11 protein-coding genes, 2 tRNA genes and 1 pseudogene are annotated in these 14,560 nt (G+C 46.2%); 3 read left to right on the plus strand and 11 right to left on the minus strand.

Annotated elements, in window-relative coordinates:
- Positions 1–7: 7 nt before the first annotated feature.
- Positions 8–712, plus strand: coding sequence for a hypothetical protein (locus R3B84_06705; protein ID MEZ6140245.1), 705 nt, complete (start codon positions 8–10; stop codon positions 710–712).
- A gap of 65 nt (positions 713–777) precedes the next feature.
- The gene (locus tag R3B84_06710) at positions 778–2,025 is read left to right on the plus strand and encodes a hemolysin family protein (GenBank protein MEZ6140246.1); all 1,248 of its coding nucleotides are present in this window, start codon (positions 778–780) and stop codon (positions 2,023–2,025) included.
- Between the two features lie 1,479 nt (positions 2,026–3,504).
- On the opposite strand, the pseudogene R3B84_06715 reads toward R3B84_06710, so the two are convergent.
- The 3 genes and pseudogenes from R3B84_06715 to malQ form a co-directional block, all read right to left on the minus strand.
- A pseudogene (locus tag R3B84_06715) lies at positions 3,505–3,891 on the minus strand (redoxin domain-containing protein).
- Between the two features lie 84 nt (positions 3,892–3,975).
- Positions 3,976–4,758, minus strand: a complete 783-nt coding sequence (locus tag R3B84_06720; protein MEZ6140247.1) for a purine-nucleoside phosphorylase — start codon at positions 4,756–4,758, stop codon at positions 3,976–3,978.
- Positions 4,755–6,266: a 4-alpha-glucanotransferase gene (malQ, locus tag R3B84_06725; protein MEZ6140248.1), complete on the minus strand. Its 1,512-nt coding sequence runs from the start codon at positions 6,264–6,266 to the stop codon at positions 4,755–4,757. Before malQ ends, R3B84_06720 begins: the two co-directional genes overlap by 4 nt.
- A 154-nt stretch (positions 6,267–6,420) precedes the next feature.
- Between malQ and R3B84_06730 the strand changes: the two genes are divergently transcribed.
- A tRNA-Ala gene (locus R3B84_06730) sits at positions 6,421–6,493 on the plus strand.
- 194 nt (positions 6,494–6,687) lie between these two features.
- Here the strand turns inward: R3B84_06730 and R3B84_06735 are convergent.
- The 8 genes from R3B84_06735 to mgtE all read right to left on the minus strand — a co-directional run bounded on the left by R3B84_06735 (position 6,688) and on the right by mgtE (position 14,536).
- Positions 6,688–6,762: transfer RNA gene (locus tag R3B84_06735), tRNA-Pro, on the minus strand.
- A 222-nt stretch (positions 6,763–6,984) separates the two neighbouring features.
- The gene (locus tag R3B84_06740) at positions 6,985–7,974 is read right to left on the minus strand and encodes a hypothetical protein (GenBank protein MEZ6140249.1); all 990 of its coding nucleotides are present in this window, start codon (positions 7,972–7,974) and stop codon (positions 6,985–6,987) included.
- Positions 7,975–8,018: 44 nt separating this feature from the next.
- A complete protein-coding gene (locus R3B84_06745; GenBank protein MEZ6140250.1) occupies positions 8,019–9,314 on the minus strand; it encodes a DUF1501 domain-containing protein in 1,296 nt (431 codons plus the stop codon).
- Between the two features lie 36 nt (positions 9,315–9,350).
- Positions 9,351–10,958: a DUF1553 domain-containing protein gene (locus R3B84_06750; GenBank protein MEZ6140251.1), complete on the minus strand. Its 1,608-nt coding sequence runs from the start codon at positions 10,956–10,958 to the stop codon at positions 9,351–9,353.
- Between the two features lie 170 nt (positions 10,959–11,128).
- Positions 11,129–11,386 (minus strand): hypothetical protein, encoded by a 258-nt coding sequence (locus tag R3B84_06755; GenBank protein MEZ6140252.1) that lies wholly within the window; start codon positions 11,384–11,386, stop codon positions 11,129–11,131.
- A gap of 19 nt (positions 11,387–11,405) precedes the next feature.
- Entirely contained in the window at positions 11,406–11,732 is a 327-nt protein-coding gene (locus R3B84_06760; GenBank protein ID MEZ6140253.1) for a hypothetical protein, read from the minus strand.
- Between the two features lie 96 nt (positions 11,733–11,828).
- Positions 11,829–13,154 (minus strand): HAMP domain-containing sensor histidine kinase, encoded by a 1,326-nt coding sequence (locus R3B84_06765; GenBank protein ID MEZ6140254.1) that lies wholly within the window; start codon positions 13,152–13,154, stop codon positions 11,829–11,831.
- 29 nt (positions 13,155–13,183) lie between these two features.
- A complete protein-coding gene (gene mgtE, locus R3B84_06770) occupies positions 13,184–14,536 on the minus strand; it encodes a magnesium transporter (GenBank protein ID MEZ6140255.1) in 1,353 nt (450 codons plus the stop codon).
- Between the last annotated feature and the right edge of the window lie 24 nt (positions 14,537–14,560).

Below are 14,560 nucleotides of genomic sequence, written 5' to 3' on the forward strand. Positions count from 1 at the left end.
GGAATTCATGGCCGCTGGTAACCCCAAACAGAAACTTGTTGACCACTTATTCTCCATTCTGAACAAAAATTTTACGTCTCAGCTCCCGCCACAACGTGAAGTAATCGACGAAGTGGTCTATGGCATACTGCGTGAAAATGCCACTTCCGAAAATGCAGATGCAGCTTTTAACCAGTTGATCACCCAGTTCATAGACTGGAATGAAATCCGTGTTTCCACAGTTCAGGAACTCTGTGATGTACTGTTCATGCTTTCCGATGTTGGACCCAGAGCCCAACGCATCATCAGTCTGCTTCAGGAATGGTTCAGCCTGACGTACTCTTACGATATGCAGGATATAACAAGTAAGGGAGTAAAAGAAGGCGTTCGGAAAATCGCCCGGCTCCAGGCAGCAAACGATTATTTGCAGGCATGGATTACACAGCGATCACTGGGCGGACATGCCTTGCCTATCGATGAATCTACTTTACGGCCGCTGGTGAGGCTGGAGATTCTTGATAGTGAAACATCAATTTCGCAGGCACGTACTTCTATGGAGCATTTGATTCCCAAAGCAAAAGGAATCCAGTTTATCGAGCTGCTCACCGATTTTTCGCACCAACTTTGTAGCGATCAACCAGCATGTCAGGATTGTCCGATGCTGGCAGATTGCCCTGTTGGACAGCAGAATAAAAAGAAGACTGGCGAATCAAAGCGCAAAAAGTCAAAGTAGTAGTCTCAATTTTTCGTTGTGCAGCTATCGCTGTTTAACACCTTTCCTGAATCGGAGAATCCTGGTTGACTATTTTTCTTATCAGTGCGTTTATTGCTGTCAGTATTTCTGCGATGTGTTCATTGTTGGAAGCAATCGTGTTAAGTTTAACACCCAGCCAGATTGCAGATATTGTTCAGAAAAACCCCAGAGTGGGGAAAATCTGGCAGCAATTCAAGCAACGGATTGATCGGCCCATTGCGGTAATTCTGATCTTAAACACGGCAGCCCACACCATCGGTGCCACGATTGCTGGCTCTAAAGTCGAAGAACTTTATGGTTCAGGTGCGGTTATCTGGTTTTCAATCATATTTACTTATGTAATGCTTCAATTTACCGAAGTGCTACCGAAAACACTCGGGGTGCGGTACAACCGCAGATTATCCGCTGTGGCTATTCCCCTGTTGTTACTGACACGAGTTTTTCAGCCAGTGCTCTGGTTCATTCATCTCATTAACAGGCCCTTTGAGCGACGTAATCGACTGGTGGATGACCCCACGCTGGAAGAAATGACTGCCCTTGCCGGCATGGCACGTCTGACAAATCTGATTGGTCCTCACCAGGAAAGGATTATTCGCGGGGCATCTCGCCTGTCTCGGATGACGGTGGGGCAAGTCATGATCCCGGTGACAGAAATCACCTTCATGTCAACAAGTAACTCGATTGACGATGCAATTGTGGTGGCGCATGATGACCCCCACACTCGCTTCCCGATTCACAAGGAAAACAATGTTGATGATGTAGTGGGCTACATCAACTTTAAGGAAATGGTTTACTGGTCGAAAACCAATCCGAATAATCCTGGATTAACAGGTATTATCCGCCCTGTACAATTCGTTTCCCCAGATGAGCCTGCGGCCCAGTTGTTGCGTATTTTCGTAGATTTACACGAACACATGGCTATTGTGCGTGCCCAGGATGGGAAGACACTCGGTCTGGTTACTCTGGAGGATCTCGTTGAGGAACTTCTTGGAGATCTCCAGGATGAATTTGACCACTTACCCCGTCAGATTCACGCACTACAAGGAGATGCATGGATGGTGGGTGGGGGTGTTCATTTGCGAGACATCAGTTCTCGAATGGACATTTCATTTCAGAATCCGGATCTAACTATGTCGGATTGGTTGATTTCCGAACTGGGACACGTTCCAAAAGTGAACGAACATTATGTGACGGCAGGCATCACTTTCACTATACGGCGGATTCGCAGGACGAAAATCTTTGAAGTACTGGTGACTAAGAATGCCACAGTAGTTGGGAAGCGTGTTATTTAGCAGGTGGCGTTGATCGAGCCCGTACCCGTTTGCCGTCAGGTGAGGTAACACCAAAAAACCCAAACAGCATTTCGTTTGTTGTTTCTTCTCCAAAGAATACCCACCGTGGGGATTGTTTGGATTATTGATGTTGTTGCTGCTGTTGTCGTAAATGCCTTCAATTTCCAGCTTTGTTCCAGCTTTCAACAACATCGGCTCTTTCAGCCAATAGGTTTCCTGCCAGTTGTAATCCCATTTATCAATATCAACCAGCGTAATGGGTGCCGTGGCCTCTGGAGGCGTCATGGTAATCTTCACCGATTTGCCAATCAGGTGCATGTGGGGCATTACAGAATGCATCAGGCAATCGGTGTGCAGGTAAAGGCTGCCCTTGATAGTATGATTTTCTTTGTTTGGTGGAATCGTCAGGATCCCTTTAGGACCAACCATGATTGTCTGGTAGGGATTTTTCACTGGTTTTTTGGCAAAGTATAACCCAATCTGCGTTTTATCTTTGGCTGGTTTGCCATCGCGGTGGTAGTGCACTTGAATAACTACATCTGCATTTTTTGGCAGAAAATAACCAGTTTCATTGGGCAACATTCTCGCCATTTGCCCAGGTGCCCAGCCGCCGAAATTACCGATTGCCGGCACGCCTTCTCGTGGGGACGAACCTGGAATGAATCCAAGTCCCATGGAAGCAGAATAACCGGGCCCGAAATCTTTATCTGTTTTCTTTTCTTTTGCTTGCCATTCCTGCTCTAGTTGACGTGCTCGGCCAGTGATGTCCCAATAATTCAAGGTGTGGTGAACGACACGGGGATTGCCTGGTCGCACTTCGAAGCCAACAATGTACTTGTCTTCGGGCAGATTAGTGGGCATCACATAGCATCGAAAAAGATCGGAACCACTTGCTGCCAGATTCATTTCCTCACCAGTGGTCAAGATCAAATCCGGCTTGCCTAACTGCCAGCCATCTACATACTTCCGTGCAGGGGGTGCATCTTTTTCGTTTCCTTTCGGAGTCCCACCATCAGCCCAATCTGCCAAAATCTCAACTTCTTTTTTGGAAAGGCGACGATCATTGTGAAAAGCCAAACCAGCAGAAGGTTTCCAGGGTGGCATCTCGCCAGATTCTGTGAAATACTTAATATCACTCGCCCAATTAACTGCTTGCTCATAATTCATTAATGAAAATGGCCCTACCTCACCTGGACGGTGGCACCCCTGGCAGTGCTGTTGTAAAATAGGTTGTACATCTTTGTGGTAAGTGAACTTGGTTGTCACTTCGACCGATTTATTAAAATCGATAATCGGGCAACCCACTGCCTGAGTTACCGGCTTTGTGACTGGTTTGCCAGCACGCAACGCTTCAATGGCATCCTGTAAATCGTGATCAGTTACTTTCGGATTCCTTTTCAGGCGGGCACTGTATTGATTGTCGATCCGTCCACGATATCGCATCACCTGATTATGGTCGAGCAGGAAACATTCGGGGGTGATGCTTGCTTTGAAAGCACTGGATATCACAAATTTTGAGTCTGTGAACACGGGAAAAGACAATTGGAAATCTTTGACTAGCGAACCAAGCTCTGCTTCTGTGTGATTGCCTGGACAAAAGCCTACTAAGTTAATGCCTTTAGTAGTATATTTTTTTGCCAATTCGTTCAACGTGTCTGAATAACCTGTTGAATTGGGGCAATCGAACGACAAAAACACCACCGCTGTGCCGCTTTTCCCAGCAAACTTTTTCAGCGACAGTGACTTCCTACCCTGGGTCACCTCTACTTCAATTTTTTTGCCCAACTTGGCATTAGTTTCAATAACATCAGCATAAATGGCCGAAGATGTGATAATCAAACAGCTAAACAATAGACAGAGTTTCATTGGGTCTCCCGATTCCGAATCTCTTATATCTATACCCAAAGCCAGTACGAAAAGTTTCAAGATTGCATGAAATTGCCTAAAAAATCAAAGTGGTAGCTGTGCAATAATTTTTAGCAGATTAGTGCTGCCTTTCTGCGCAACTTGAAGCACATCCTGGTGGTGCAAAGTGGCATTCTGTTCTAATCCAGCGGCAAGATTTGTTACACAGGAAATTGCAGCCACTTCCATGCCAAACGACTTAGCAAAGCGTGCTTCAAAAGCAGTGGACATTCCCACCAGATCAAAGCCAATCTTTTGTAAGGCGCCTATTTCTGCGGGCGTTTCGTAACACGGACCAGGAAGCGAACAATAAACGCCAGCAGGAATTTTCAAACCTGCAGCATTGGCGGCGTTTGTCACTAGATCGAAAAAGTCAGACGAATAAACATCTGTTTCCAGTGGCTGAAATAATTTCTGAAAACGATCACCAAGTTGCCAGAAAAAATCCTGCCGAATCTGAACCAAGCCACCAGGTACCCATGTGGGCTGGAGTGAACCTGCCGCATTTGTGAGAAGAAGATGAGAAATGCCGGTTTTCTGAATGGCACGCAGGGGCTGAGAAACTTCGTCCGGGGTGCAACCTTCATAAAAATGCAATCTGCCTGTTTGTACCACTATCGGCTTGCTTCCAAGTTCAATCAATTGAAATCTGCCATGATGACCAGGAACAGTTGGAGGACGCACCCCTTCGATTTCTGAAAAGGATACCGAAGTGATCTCAGGCATGTCTTGAAAAGCGATGTTTAAGCCCGAACCCAATACCACTGCCAGGTGCGGCTGGTATTGCTGACAAATCATTAAGAATTGATGAAAATGCTCGTTGGTCATTCCCCCACCCGGTTGTAGAGGTGCGTTATATCTTTCAAAAACTCCCAATGGTGGGGCTGAAGTTGGTGTTCTGTGAATCGCCAATGCCAATTGCCATCAGGTTTTCCTGGGTAATTCATGCGGGCTTCCGTACCTAATTGAAGTAGATCCTGCAAAGGGGCAATGGAAATCTGCGCTGTGCTCGACCAGACAAACCGAATCAGTTCGTTGGCAATCTGTTCGTTACTGCACCGCAAAATCTGCCGACAGTAGTGTTGTTCCTGGGGTGAAACCGAATGAAACCAGCCCATGGTGGTGTCGTTGTCATGTGTGCCAGTGTAGGCAACATAGTTGCTATTGGGAAAATTGTGTGGCATAAACTCGTTGGCAGGTGATTCAAAGCCAAACTGCACCACTTTCATCCCTGGAAGTTGCAGTCGGTCGCGAAGTTCAAAGACATCGGGGGTAATCTCGCCCAGGTCTTCTGCAATCAATGGCAGGTTTCCAAGGGCCTCGATTAATTTGATAAACAATTTTTCGCGTGGCCCATCGACCCACTGTCCTCGAATCGCATTCGGCTCATTCGGCGGAACATGCCAGGCAGCACAAAAGCCACGGAAATGGTCTAAGCGAATCAAATCTGCCATCCGAAGTGCTGCCTGCAACCGTTTCACCCACCAGCGATATCCGTCTTGTTCCTGCTTCTCCCAGTGATATTGGGGGTTACCCCACAATTGACCTTCATTGCTGAAGTAATCGGGCGGAACACCCGCCACCGCAAGTGGTTTCCGAGTAGCATCCAGCAAAAACAGATCAGGCTGTGCCCAGACATCGGCTGAATCCATCGCCACAAAAATTGGAACATCGCCGATGATCTTCACCTTTTTCGATTTCGCGTAGGCACGCACCCTGCCCCACTGTTCGAAAAATAGAAATTGGGCAAATTGCTGCAGACGAATTTCATCACCCAGCTCGTGCTGTACCATTTTCAACAATTCTGGGTGTTGTTCACCATTCATTAATTCTTTGGGCCAGTCGGTCCATGCCACTCCACCCCGGGCTTTTTTTAAAGTCACAAAGAGAGAATAAGGCTGGAGCCATTCGGCCTCTTCATCACAAAATTGTTCAAAATTCTGTTTCAATTCCGCAGGTGGATGCGAACTAAACTGTTCCCAGGCTGCTCTAATTATTTGTTCCTTGAAGGCAATAACCTGGGCATAGTCGACTTTGTGGGTAGGGAAACTGTTGAGGGGCAACCGGGATTCAACCAACAGCCCATTTGAAATGAGTAGTTCTGGAGATATCAGGTTGATATTTCCCGCAAACGAGGAGAGAGACTGGTATGGGGAATCGGCATAGCCTGTCGGCCCCAAAGGAAGAGTCTGCCACCACATTTGTCTGGCTTCGGCTAGCGAATCGATCCAACGATACGCAGCAGGACCAAAATCGCCAATGCCATATGCAGTTGGTAACGAAGTGGGATGTAAAAGTACCCCAGAAGATCTGGGTAATGTTGGGGATGGATTCATTTCCGTACCTGACAATCAAACCAAAGAAACTTGGGGTAATGCTACGAAGTACTCGCAAGGAAGCGAAAATGATTTTGCAATCCTCGAGTTCGAAATGAAATCATTGTTTTGACTTGACGAACGATTGTGAAGACTTAAATTAATTACTTAATTAGGGGATGTAGCTCAGCTGGGAGAGCGCTTGAATGGCATTCAAGAGGTCAGGGGTTCAATCCCCCTCATCTCCACTCTTTTTCATCTTACTGCAATAACATTTTTCAACTAAAATCGCTGTTATTCCAACTTATCTGGTGATAGTGGACAAGCATAATTCGCATACAACGCAAATAGTTTTGCATTCCTTAAAGCCGATTGGAATCCGATATTAATTTAGCAATTCGCAGAACTACTGTCAGATATAGTGGTTAATGGCAAAAATGAATCGGGCTGGCGGGATTTGAACCCACGACCTCTTGCACCCCAAGCAAGCGCGCTAGCCAAGCTGCGCTACAGCCCGATAACCTGCACGATCGTTTTGACAAACAATTGGGGTTACAGGTTCATGTAGTTTACAATCCCACAATCACCTTTCAAGTATTATGAAAACAGTTTTCTTGTAGATCTGAGCAGATTGGAGAGTGCCAGTTCCAAACATTGGAAAAATCGTGTCAGCACTAGATAACTACAACAATCCTGGAAAAAATCGATTTACTGACTCCGAAAAATGATAAATATTTCATTAAGCCTGATAAGTAGCCAATTTCTGGTGGCCGACCGTTATCAGGTGGCTCTTTGCTTCATCCATTAGCATTTCGTGGACATGAAAGCTCGATTTTTCTTCACGGATAGGCTTCAAAGTCGCAGCATCCAGAAAAATCATATGTCCGTTACCAGCACCACCCGCTGCAAGCAACCACTTCCCATCTTCTGAAAACCGAACTACGTTATTCAGCCCCTTGTGGGCACCGCTTTCATACACGCCCAGGCTCTTCGCCGTATTCCATTCAAACATTTCCAGACGGGCCTTCCCCTCTAAGTGGTCGATATTGCCAATTTTCCCAATCCCACCAACAGCAATTCGCTGATTGGAGGGGTCGAAGGCAATCGAACGGATGCCGCCAATTGAGTGTAACCGGGCAACAGGCTCCCACGTATACATCCCCGGTGAATGTAATTCCTGGACTCGTTTTCCAGTGTTTGCTTCCCAAACAAAGATTTTGCCCACTTTGTCAGCAGTTGCAATCCATTTGCCATCGTGGGAAAAGCATGCTGTGTAGAGCATCGAACCAAACCCAGTGGGTGTTTTCTGCTCGTGGCTGATCAACTCGAACTTGAGTTTGCCAGTTTCCACATCCCACACTTTCCCAATCATGTCATCTGCAACCGACACAACCGTTTTCTGATCTGGTGAAACCACTACTTTTCGAATCCAGCGATCATGGGCGGTTTCTGAACGAATCACCTTCTTAGTTACTGTGTGGTACCAGGTTAATTTGCAATCATAACTGCCTGATATTACGACATCTTTGGCAACCGCTAACGAGGTAACATAACTTTCGTGTTTGTAGCAGGGTTGCAAATCAAGTTTATCTTTGGCAATGGCGGCTTCGTAGACTTGAAAGTCGGATGCGGCGAGAAAAAGCCTCTCATCAATTCGCGCAATGCCAAACAATATTCCCTTAAAGGAATATTCTTTCTGCAATTTCAGTGCGTCTGGTTTAAAACTCATGATGGAATACTCCCTACATGGGATTAAATAATTTTCATAATTCGTTACGCCAGAACCGCTTTGACAGGTTCCGTACCTGCATCAACCAGTGGAATGGGCCTGCTGCCGATGTAGTAATTTTTGTGGGGGTTAATTCCCAGTGCAGAATAAATCGTCGCAAACAAGGTGGCGGCATTCATTTCACCGTCTTTCACCCGATTTCCAGATTCATCTGTTTCGCCATAAACCGATCCACCAAGTACTCCTGCTCCGGTTAATGAACAGGACCAGGCAGAAGCAAAGTGATCACGACCCAGGCTAGCATTTATTGATGGCGTTCTACCAAATTCAGAAAGGGTGATAATTAAAGTCTTTTCCAGCAGGCCACGGTCTTTCAAATCGTCAATAAGCGTAGCCATCACATGGTCAAGTTCTGGTACCATTTCCTGGTGTGTCTCAAAGTTCTGACCGTGGCTGTCCCACCAGGCTCGGCCGACTCGCACAAACGGCACTCCAGCCTCCACAAGTCGACGGGCAATCAGGCACTGCTCGCCAAACTGTGTACGACCATAACGATCTCGCATCGATTCCGATTCCTGCGAAATATCAAACAGTTTTTCGCTACTCATCAGGCCAGCAACACGGGTAAACGCTTCCGTATGGCTATTCATTACGGAATCCTGCCTGCCTTTGCTGAAATGTGCTGCCAAAGCCCCACGCAACTGATGACGGGCCTGGTGGTCCATCATCGAAATTCCATCAAGTTTACGAATATTGCGGGGCATCATGTCTGTGGTGAGTTCCATCGGTGCATAACGCGAACCGAGAAAGCCCGAGTCCCCGGGTGCCATGCCTCGCCCTTCTGTTTGCGTGTAAAAGGTCACATAATCTGGTACCGGACTGTCGGGTAATCCCATCTCGCGGGCGACAACTGCCCCGAGATCAGGGAAACGAATGTTCGCTTCGTTTCTACGCCCCCGCATCATGATCTGTGCAGCACCACCGTGGTCGCCGTTGCGAGTATTCAATGATCGAATGATCGCAGTATGCTTCAATCTTAGAGCCATTTTTGGCATCAGTTCTGAAATGCGTACACCTGGAGCAACCGTCTGAATTGAACGAAATGGCCCGCCAGTGACTGCGCCCGGTTTCGGATCCCATGTTTCCAATTGACTGGCACCACCAGCAAGCCAGAGCAGTATGACTCGTTTTTGCTGTTTCTTCAGTTCTGAAGCGATTGCAGAAGTACCTAACGCATCAACACCCGCGATACCTGCAACTGATGCAGCACCACCAAGCAGTGCCGATTGCAACATCCCGCGACGGGTAAATTGGTTTTCCAGATGATCAGAATGTTCCATGGATCTCTCCGTTATATTTCTGCTGTTGGTGGTGAATTAATGGTTAAATCGAAACTCGGGACTGCTGACTAATGCCCAAATAACCTGTTGCAGTGCTTCTTCTGCACGATCATTCCGTTGCTTCAAGTATTCCTGGATTAAGTTCATTTCAATAGCTGTGGGAGTGCGCGCAAATACAAAGCGGTACATTTCGGAAACTCTTTCATTCAGCGGCAAAGCAACTAAAGGTTTGATGAGTGAATTACCACTTTGGAACAATAGTCGATTAATCTGGTCGCTGTTGGAAAAGAGTAAAGCTTCCGTAACACCCACCTGAAAGTTTTCACCAGGAATTTCCAATAGATTCGCGAAAGAGTTAGCAGAACCTACAAGCTTCTCGATGTTGTTTTCCTGTTCTGCCGTGCCAGCATTGCGGAAATAAGTTGGATCCTGGGAAGCAATCCGCATGGACAATGCCAGTTGAGTGGGCATCAGGGGCTTCAGATTGCTGACAGCAAAATATTTTTTCTGAGGCACATTTTCGTTTTCCCATTTGGAACTACGTGCATATGTGTCGGACAGCACAATTCCCCGCATAATACGGTGCAGATCAAATTGGTGGTTGCGGAAATCACGAGCCAGCCACGCCAGCATTTCTGGATGGCTGGGCGAATTTTCGCTATGCATCTGGTCCAGTGGATTCACAATTCCATAATCGAAGAAGCGATGCCAGATTCGATTTACGATTGATTTTGCAAAAAAATCATTTTCAACATCCTTCAATGCTGTCACGACCAATGTTTCACGGGCGCTGACACTTGGTTTCGGAAGTGGGGTCTTACTTTGTTTGTGCTTTTCCAAAAGTTCTTTTTCTTTGGCCACTTGTTCTTTCGTTGGGTCCTGCAAATTCGGCAATGGAATCACTTTGCCCGACAAAAACAGTGGGCGTGCATCAGTAGGCTTCCCTTTATTAGGGGTATATTTAACCAAACCATAATCCCTTTCTGACACATCTTTGCCATTGAGAAATGTTCTGGAAAAGAATGTCTTCATGCCGTAGAAGTGCTCCTGCTTCCAGTCTTCTACCAGTGGATGATCGTGGCACTGTGCACAACTGACGTTAACGCCAAAGAAAGTCACGCTGACGTCGTTTGTCAATCTGTCAAGATCACCAATTCGGGCTCGTAAGTAATCCCCGCTACCGGGCTGATTAGCATCCGACTCATCCGGCAACATCAATTCGCGGAAGATCAAATCCCACGATTTTCGTTTCTCCAAAGAAACAGCAAAATATTTTTGCAGTGAGTTTTTTGTAGATGAAGTGTTTGTCATCATCGCATCGAACATTACGGACTGATGCCGCACAAAGCTTGGGGAGGCAATTAACCGCTCTACGAGTTGTTGCTTCTTATTTCGATCATTGGCTTTCAGATATTCTTCATACTCCACGATGGTGGGGATGCGGCCTGCCAGGTCAAGCGTAACCCGCCGCAAGTATTCTGCATCGTCCACCAGTGGTGCAGGGACAATAGCCGCTTCTTTCAATTGCAGGTTGATGTAGTGGTCAATTGCCTGTTCGACCGTTGAATTCGGTGACAGAAGTTCTGCACTTGTAGCACCCAAACAAAATGACCACATACAGCATAATGTGGTGAATAAACGCATGTAGCATCCCCAAAATGAGACATCAGTCGTCGTTGCAAAGTGGGTTGCACTTTGCGGCAGGTATTTGGATTATGACAAGGATTAGAAAGGAAAGCAACACAAATTCAGAAAAAAGTCTACAAAATATCACTAAAATTACTTTGTTGATCAACTTAGTAGGCTTTGAAATTTCAGGCACCGAACAGAATTTTCACCAGCACATCAATCATCCCACTGGGAGGTGGGTTTGCAGGGTCAACAAAGCCCTGGCCTTTACAAGTACGGCACTCTAACGAAGCATCTCCCTCCTGCAATTGTTTGTTGCCTTCGCAGGTGGGGCAGACAAATGGCACAAATCCTCGTTCACCTGCGGTATAATCGTATTTACCCACACCATGACAGAGCTTGCATGCCAGCCATTTCCGACAGTGGCAGTTGATTTTTTTCATTTCTTTCTCACAAACGCCACTACTTAACGGTGAAATTTGACTTCTTGGGAATCATAAACACTTTGGCATGAGAGCGTAAATCTTTTGTTAACCCACGTTTGTAATGAAAAATGACATTCTCTTTGTCAACAACTGCGGTCAATTCATCCATTCCAGAACCAGACCATTGAAACAGAATGATCTTCACAACTTTGAAATCAACTTGTTTCTGAATTTTTTCGATCTCATCTGCCGCTAAAGATATTTTCTTCAGCTCATCTGTAGAGTTTATTTCAGTAGGCATCGTCACCGCAGCCCCCTTCACAAAACCACCAGCACTAACGACAATTTCACGTACTTCCGCCACTGGTTCAGTGGGCTTCGCAGGAGCCCCATTCACACTGGTAGCGATCACGCACAGCATCAAGCAAACAAGGAATTTCATATTTTTCTCATTTTTGTATCAAAACCCACGGTAGGCAGGTAATTTTACCGTGAAGATTGTCCAATTATTCTCTCGACGCCAAGAGATTTCACCATGGCAATCTTCAACTATTGTTTTAACGATTGCCAGGCCAAGACCAATCCCTTCTTTTTTGGATGATTGAAATGGTTCAAACAAAGTGGTTTTCATGTTTTCCGGTGGTCCGGAACCAGTATCCTGCACGGTAATAACGACAAAATCTCCCTGGTTGCCACTTTTCACCTGAACTTTGCCGTCGACTGCGGCAGCTTCAAGAGCATTCATGACCAGATTGATCACCAGATCGCGAAATAAATCTGGATTCATGAGAATTTCATGAGTGCCGTGCTCACAAACCACCGAAAGTTCCGTGCGGGCATGGTGTGCCTGGTGCTGGAAAATGGCGATTATTTCTGGCACCAGCTTTGCAGGATCGATTCGGCTGGCTGTGGGCACCATTTCCTGTTTCTGCAATGCAATAAATCGCCGTAAAGTATTCTCTAGTAAGGAGATTTGACGCAGCGATACTTCGATTGCCTCTTCATCGTATTTTTCATTCTGGGCCATTAATTCGAGTGGGAGTTTTGCCCCGGTAATGTGATTTCTCAACTGGTGGGCTAATCCAGTCCCCACTTGTGAGATTAATTGAAGTTTTTCCATCTGTTGTTGCTGGGCATAATAATTTGATAGTTGCTTAAACATCTGATCAAATGTAACTGCTAAATCGCGTATTTCGTCATTTCGTGGGGGAATATCAATTGGCGAGTACGCACCAACCTGTTGATTTTCAGTTTGTCGCTGCAGAGAGCGAATTTTTCGAACCAGTGTATTTCCCTGATATGCGACCAGAATAATCGCAAATATTGCCCCACCAAAAAGAAGAAATATTGGCTGAATGGCAGTATTCAATGCCTCATTCGCATTCTGGGTGGGATAGCACACGATGACTTCTGCTGGAAAATTCGGATGGGAATCTGGAAGGTCAACAACTCGAGTTGTGTAGTCGGCAGAAAAAAAACCACCTTTTTCAGGATTTAATTGCGGTATAGAGTGGGTAAATTGTGTGCTCAACTCGTTCCGGGGTTTGCTGTTAGGGAAAAGCACCAGAAAATCCATTCCCGATAACTGTTTCATCTGTTCTAAAACCGGTTTTGTGAGCGGAAATCGTCCGCTTTTTAGCAGTTTCTGAACAGTATCTAGCTGCTGAATTGTTTGAGATTCGACCTGTTGATGTGCCTGATATAGACTGGCAATTCCAAACGCGATCAGCACTGCCAGTACCACAATCAGAGGTAAAACGAATTGAACACGAATGCTCCAACGCATACTATCTACTCAATTGGCTGTATTGGAAATTATTGAATCCAGGGCATAGCAATTGTTGCAAAGCCCAGCACAAAGAAAAATCCGCACATATCGGTGACTGTGGTAAGAATTGGTCCAGCCGCTAATGCAGGATCCATGCCAAACCGCTTCAAAATCAGTGGAATTGCCCCACCGATCGAGACGGCGACCATCGTATTCAACCACAAAGCCACTCCCACCACCAGCCCAAGATAAGGATTCCCTTTCCAGATGAAAGCCACAAGAGCAATCAAAATTCCAAGACAAATCCCATTGATCAGCCCCACAGAAATTTCTTTAAACCAGACTCGCATAATTTCGTGTGGGCGGATCAGACCTAGCGAAAGCTCCCGCAAGCTGACAGCGACCGCCTGATTACCTGAGCAGCCACTCATGTCAGAAATGATGGGCAGAAAAACAGCTAGTGCAATCACAGCAGACAAAGTATCCTGAAATACAGCAATCACACTGGCAGCACACATGTTCAACACAATATTGATCGATAACCAACTAAGCCTGCCTCCAGAACGCCGTATTGTCGGCATGGATCGTAGTTCTTCATATACAATCCCTTGACGTTTCAGGTAGGTGCGATCCTGTCGCTCTTCCCACGCTTCATCCACTGCAGCTTTCTGCACAACTCCAACAATTCGGCGTTCATGATCGGTAACTGGCACGCCCAGATAATGGTGGGTGTCAAAGAAATCAACCATGGTATCGAGATCAGAATCAACAGAAATCGAAAGAGGGTTTTTCAGCATTAGTTCCCGTACGGGTATACTGCCCTGCCCTAACAGTAGATCTCTCAGGCGAAGGACCCCAACCAGATGATCTTCGGAATTCACAACATAGGCATATTGGACTTCATAATCGCGATACAGGTCAGCTTTGGCCCGAAGATCTTCCACTACTTCGCGAACAACCAGGGAATCACGATAACTTAAAAATGACGTTGTCATCAACCCACCCGCCTGAGTGGGTTGATATGTTGCCAATTGCCGCACTACCTGGGCATCGGTGGGGTTCATCTCCTGCAGAATTGCTTCCGCATTCTCCGTTTCGAGTTCTGCCAGAATATCAGCCTGATCTGAATTTGGCAGCTCATCAAGAATGGCAGCAACAACACTGGGTTGAATATTCTCGATAATATCTGCAGCCTGAACGTCACTTAACTGCTCTAGTAGATGGGCGGCATCTTCAGGAGAAAGCAAATCCAGCAAATGAGCCCGTGCATCATCAGACAAGTGAGAAAGTGCATAAGCAACTTCTTGTGCCTGCAAAGTTCGCAACCAGAATTGTAACTGTTCCTGGTCTCTTGCTTCAATTAATACCAGAAGCTTTTCCCATAGTTCCTGTTCAATCATAATATGCCAAGATTTTTGGTAATG

The sequence above is a fragment of the Zavarzinella sp. genome (assembly GCA_041399155.1).
Lineage (GTDB): Bacteria > Planctomycetota > Planctomycetia > Gemmatales > Gemmataceae > JAWKTI01.

Bases quoted from the DNA above. Each gene is read 5' to 3' on its own strand.
- R3B84_06705 (MEZ6140245.1), top strand. From the start codon at position 8: ATGGCCGCTGGTAACCCCAAACAGAAACTTGTTGACCACTTATTCTCC.
- R3B84_06720 (MEZ6140247.1), bottom strand. From the start codon at position 4,758: ATGACCAACGAGCATTTTCATCAATTCTTAATGATTTGTCAGCAATAC.
- malQ (MEZ6140248.1), bottom strand. From the start codon at position 6,266: ATGAATCCATCCCCAACATTACCCAGATCTTCTGGGGTACTTTTACAT.
- R3B84_06740 (MEZ6140249.1), bottom strand. From the start codon at position 7,974: ATGAGTTTTAAACCAGACGCACTGAAATTGCAGAAAGAATATTCCTTT.
- R3B84_06745 (MEZ6140250.1), bottom strand. From the start codon at position 9,314: ATGGAACATTCTGATCATCTGGAAAACCAATTTACCCGTCGCGGGATG.
- R3B84_06750 (MEZ6140251.1), bottom strand. From the start codon at position 10,958: ATGCGTTTATTCACCACATTATGCTGTATGTGGTCATTTTGTTTGGGT.
- R3B84_06755 (MEZ6140252.1), bottom strand. From the start codon at position 11,386: ATGAAAAAAATCAACTGCCACTGTCGGAAATGGCTGGCATGCAAGCTC.
- R3B84_06765 (MEZ6140254.1), bottom strand. From the start codon at position 13,154: ATGCGTTGGAGCATTCGTGTTCAATTCGTTTTACCTCTGATTGTGGTA.
- mgtE (MEZ6140255.1), bottom strand. From the start codon at position 14,536: ATGATTGAACAGGAACTATGGGAAAAGCTTCTGGTATTAATTGAAGCA.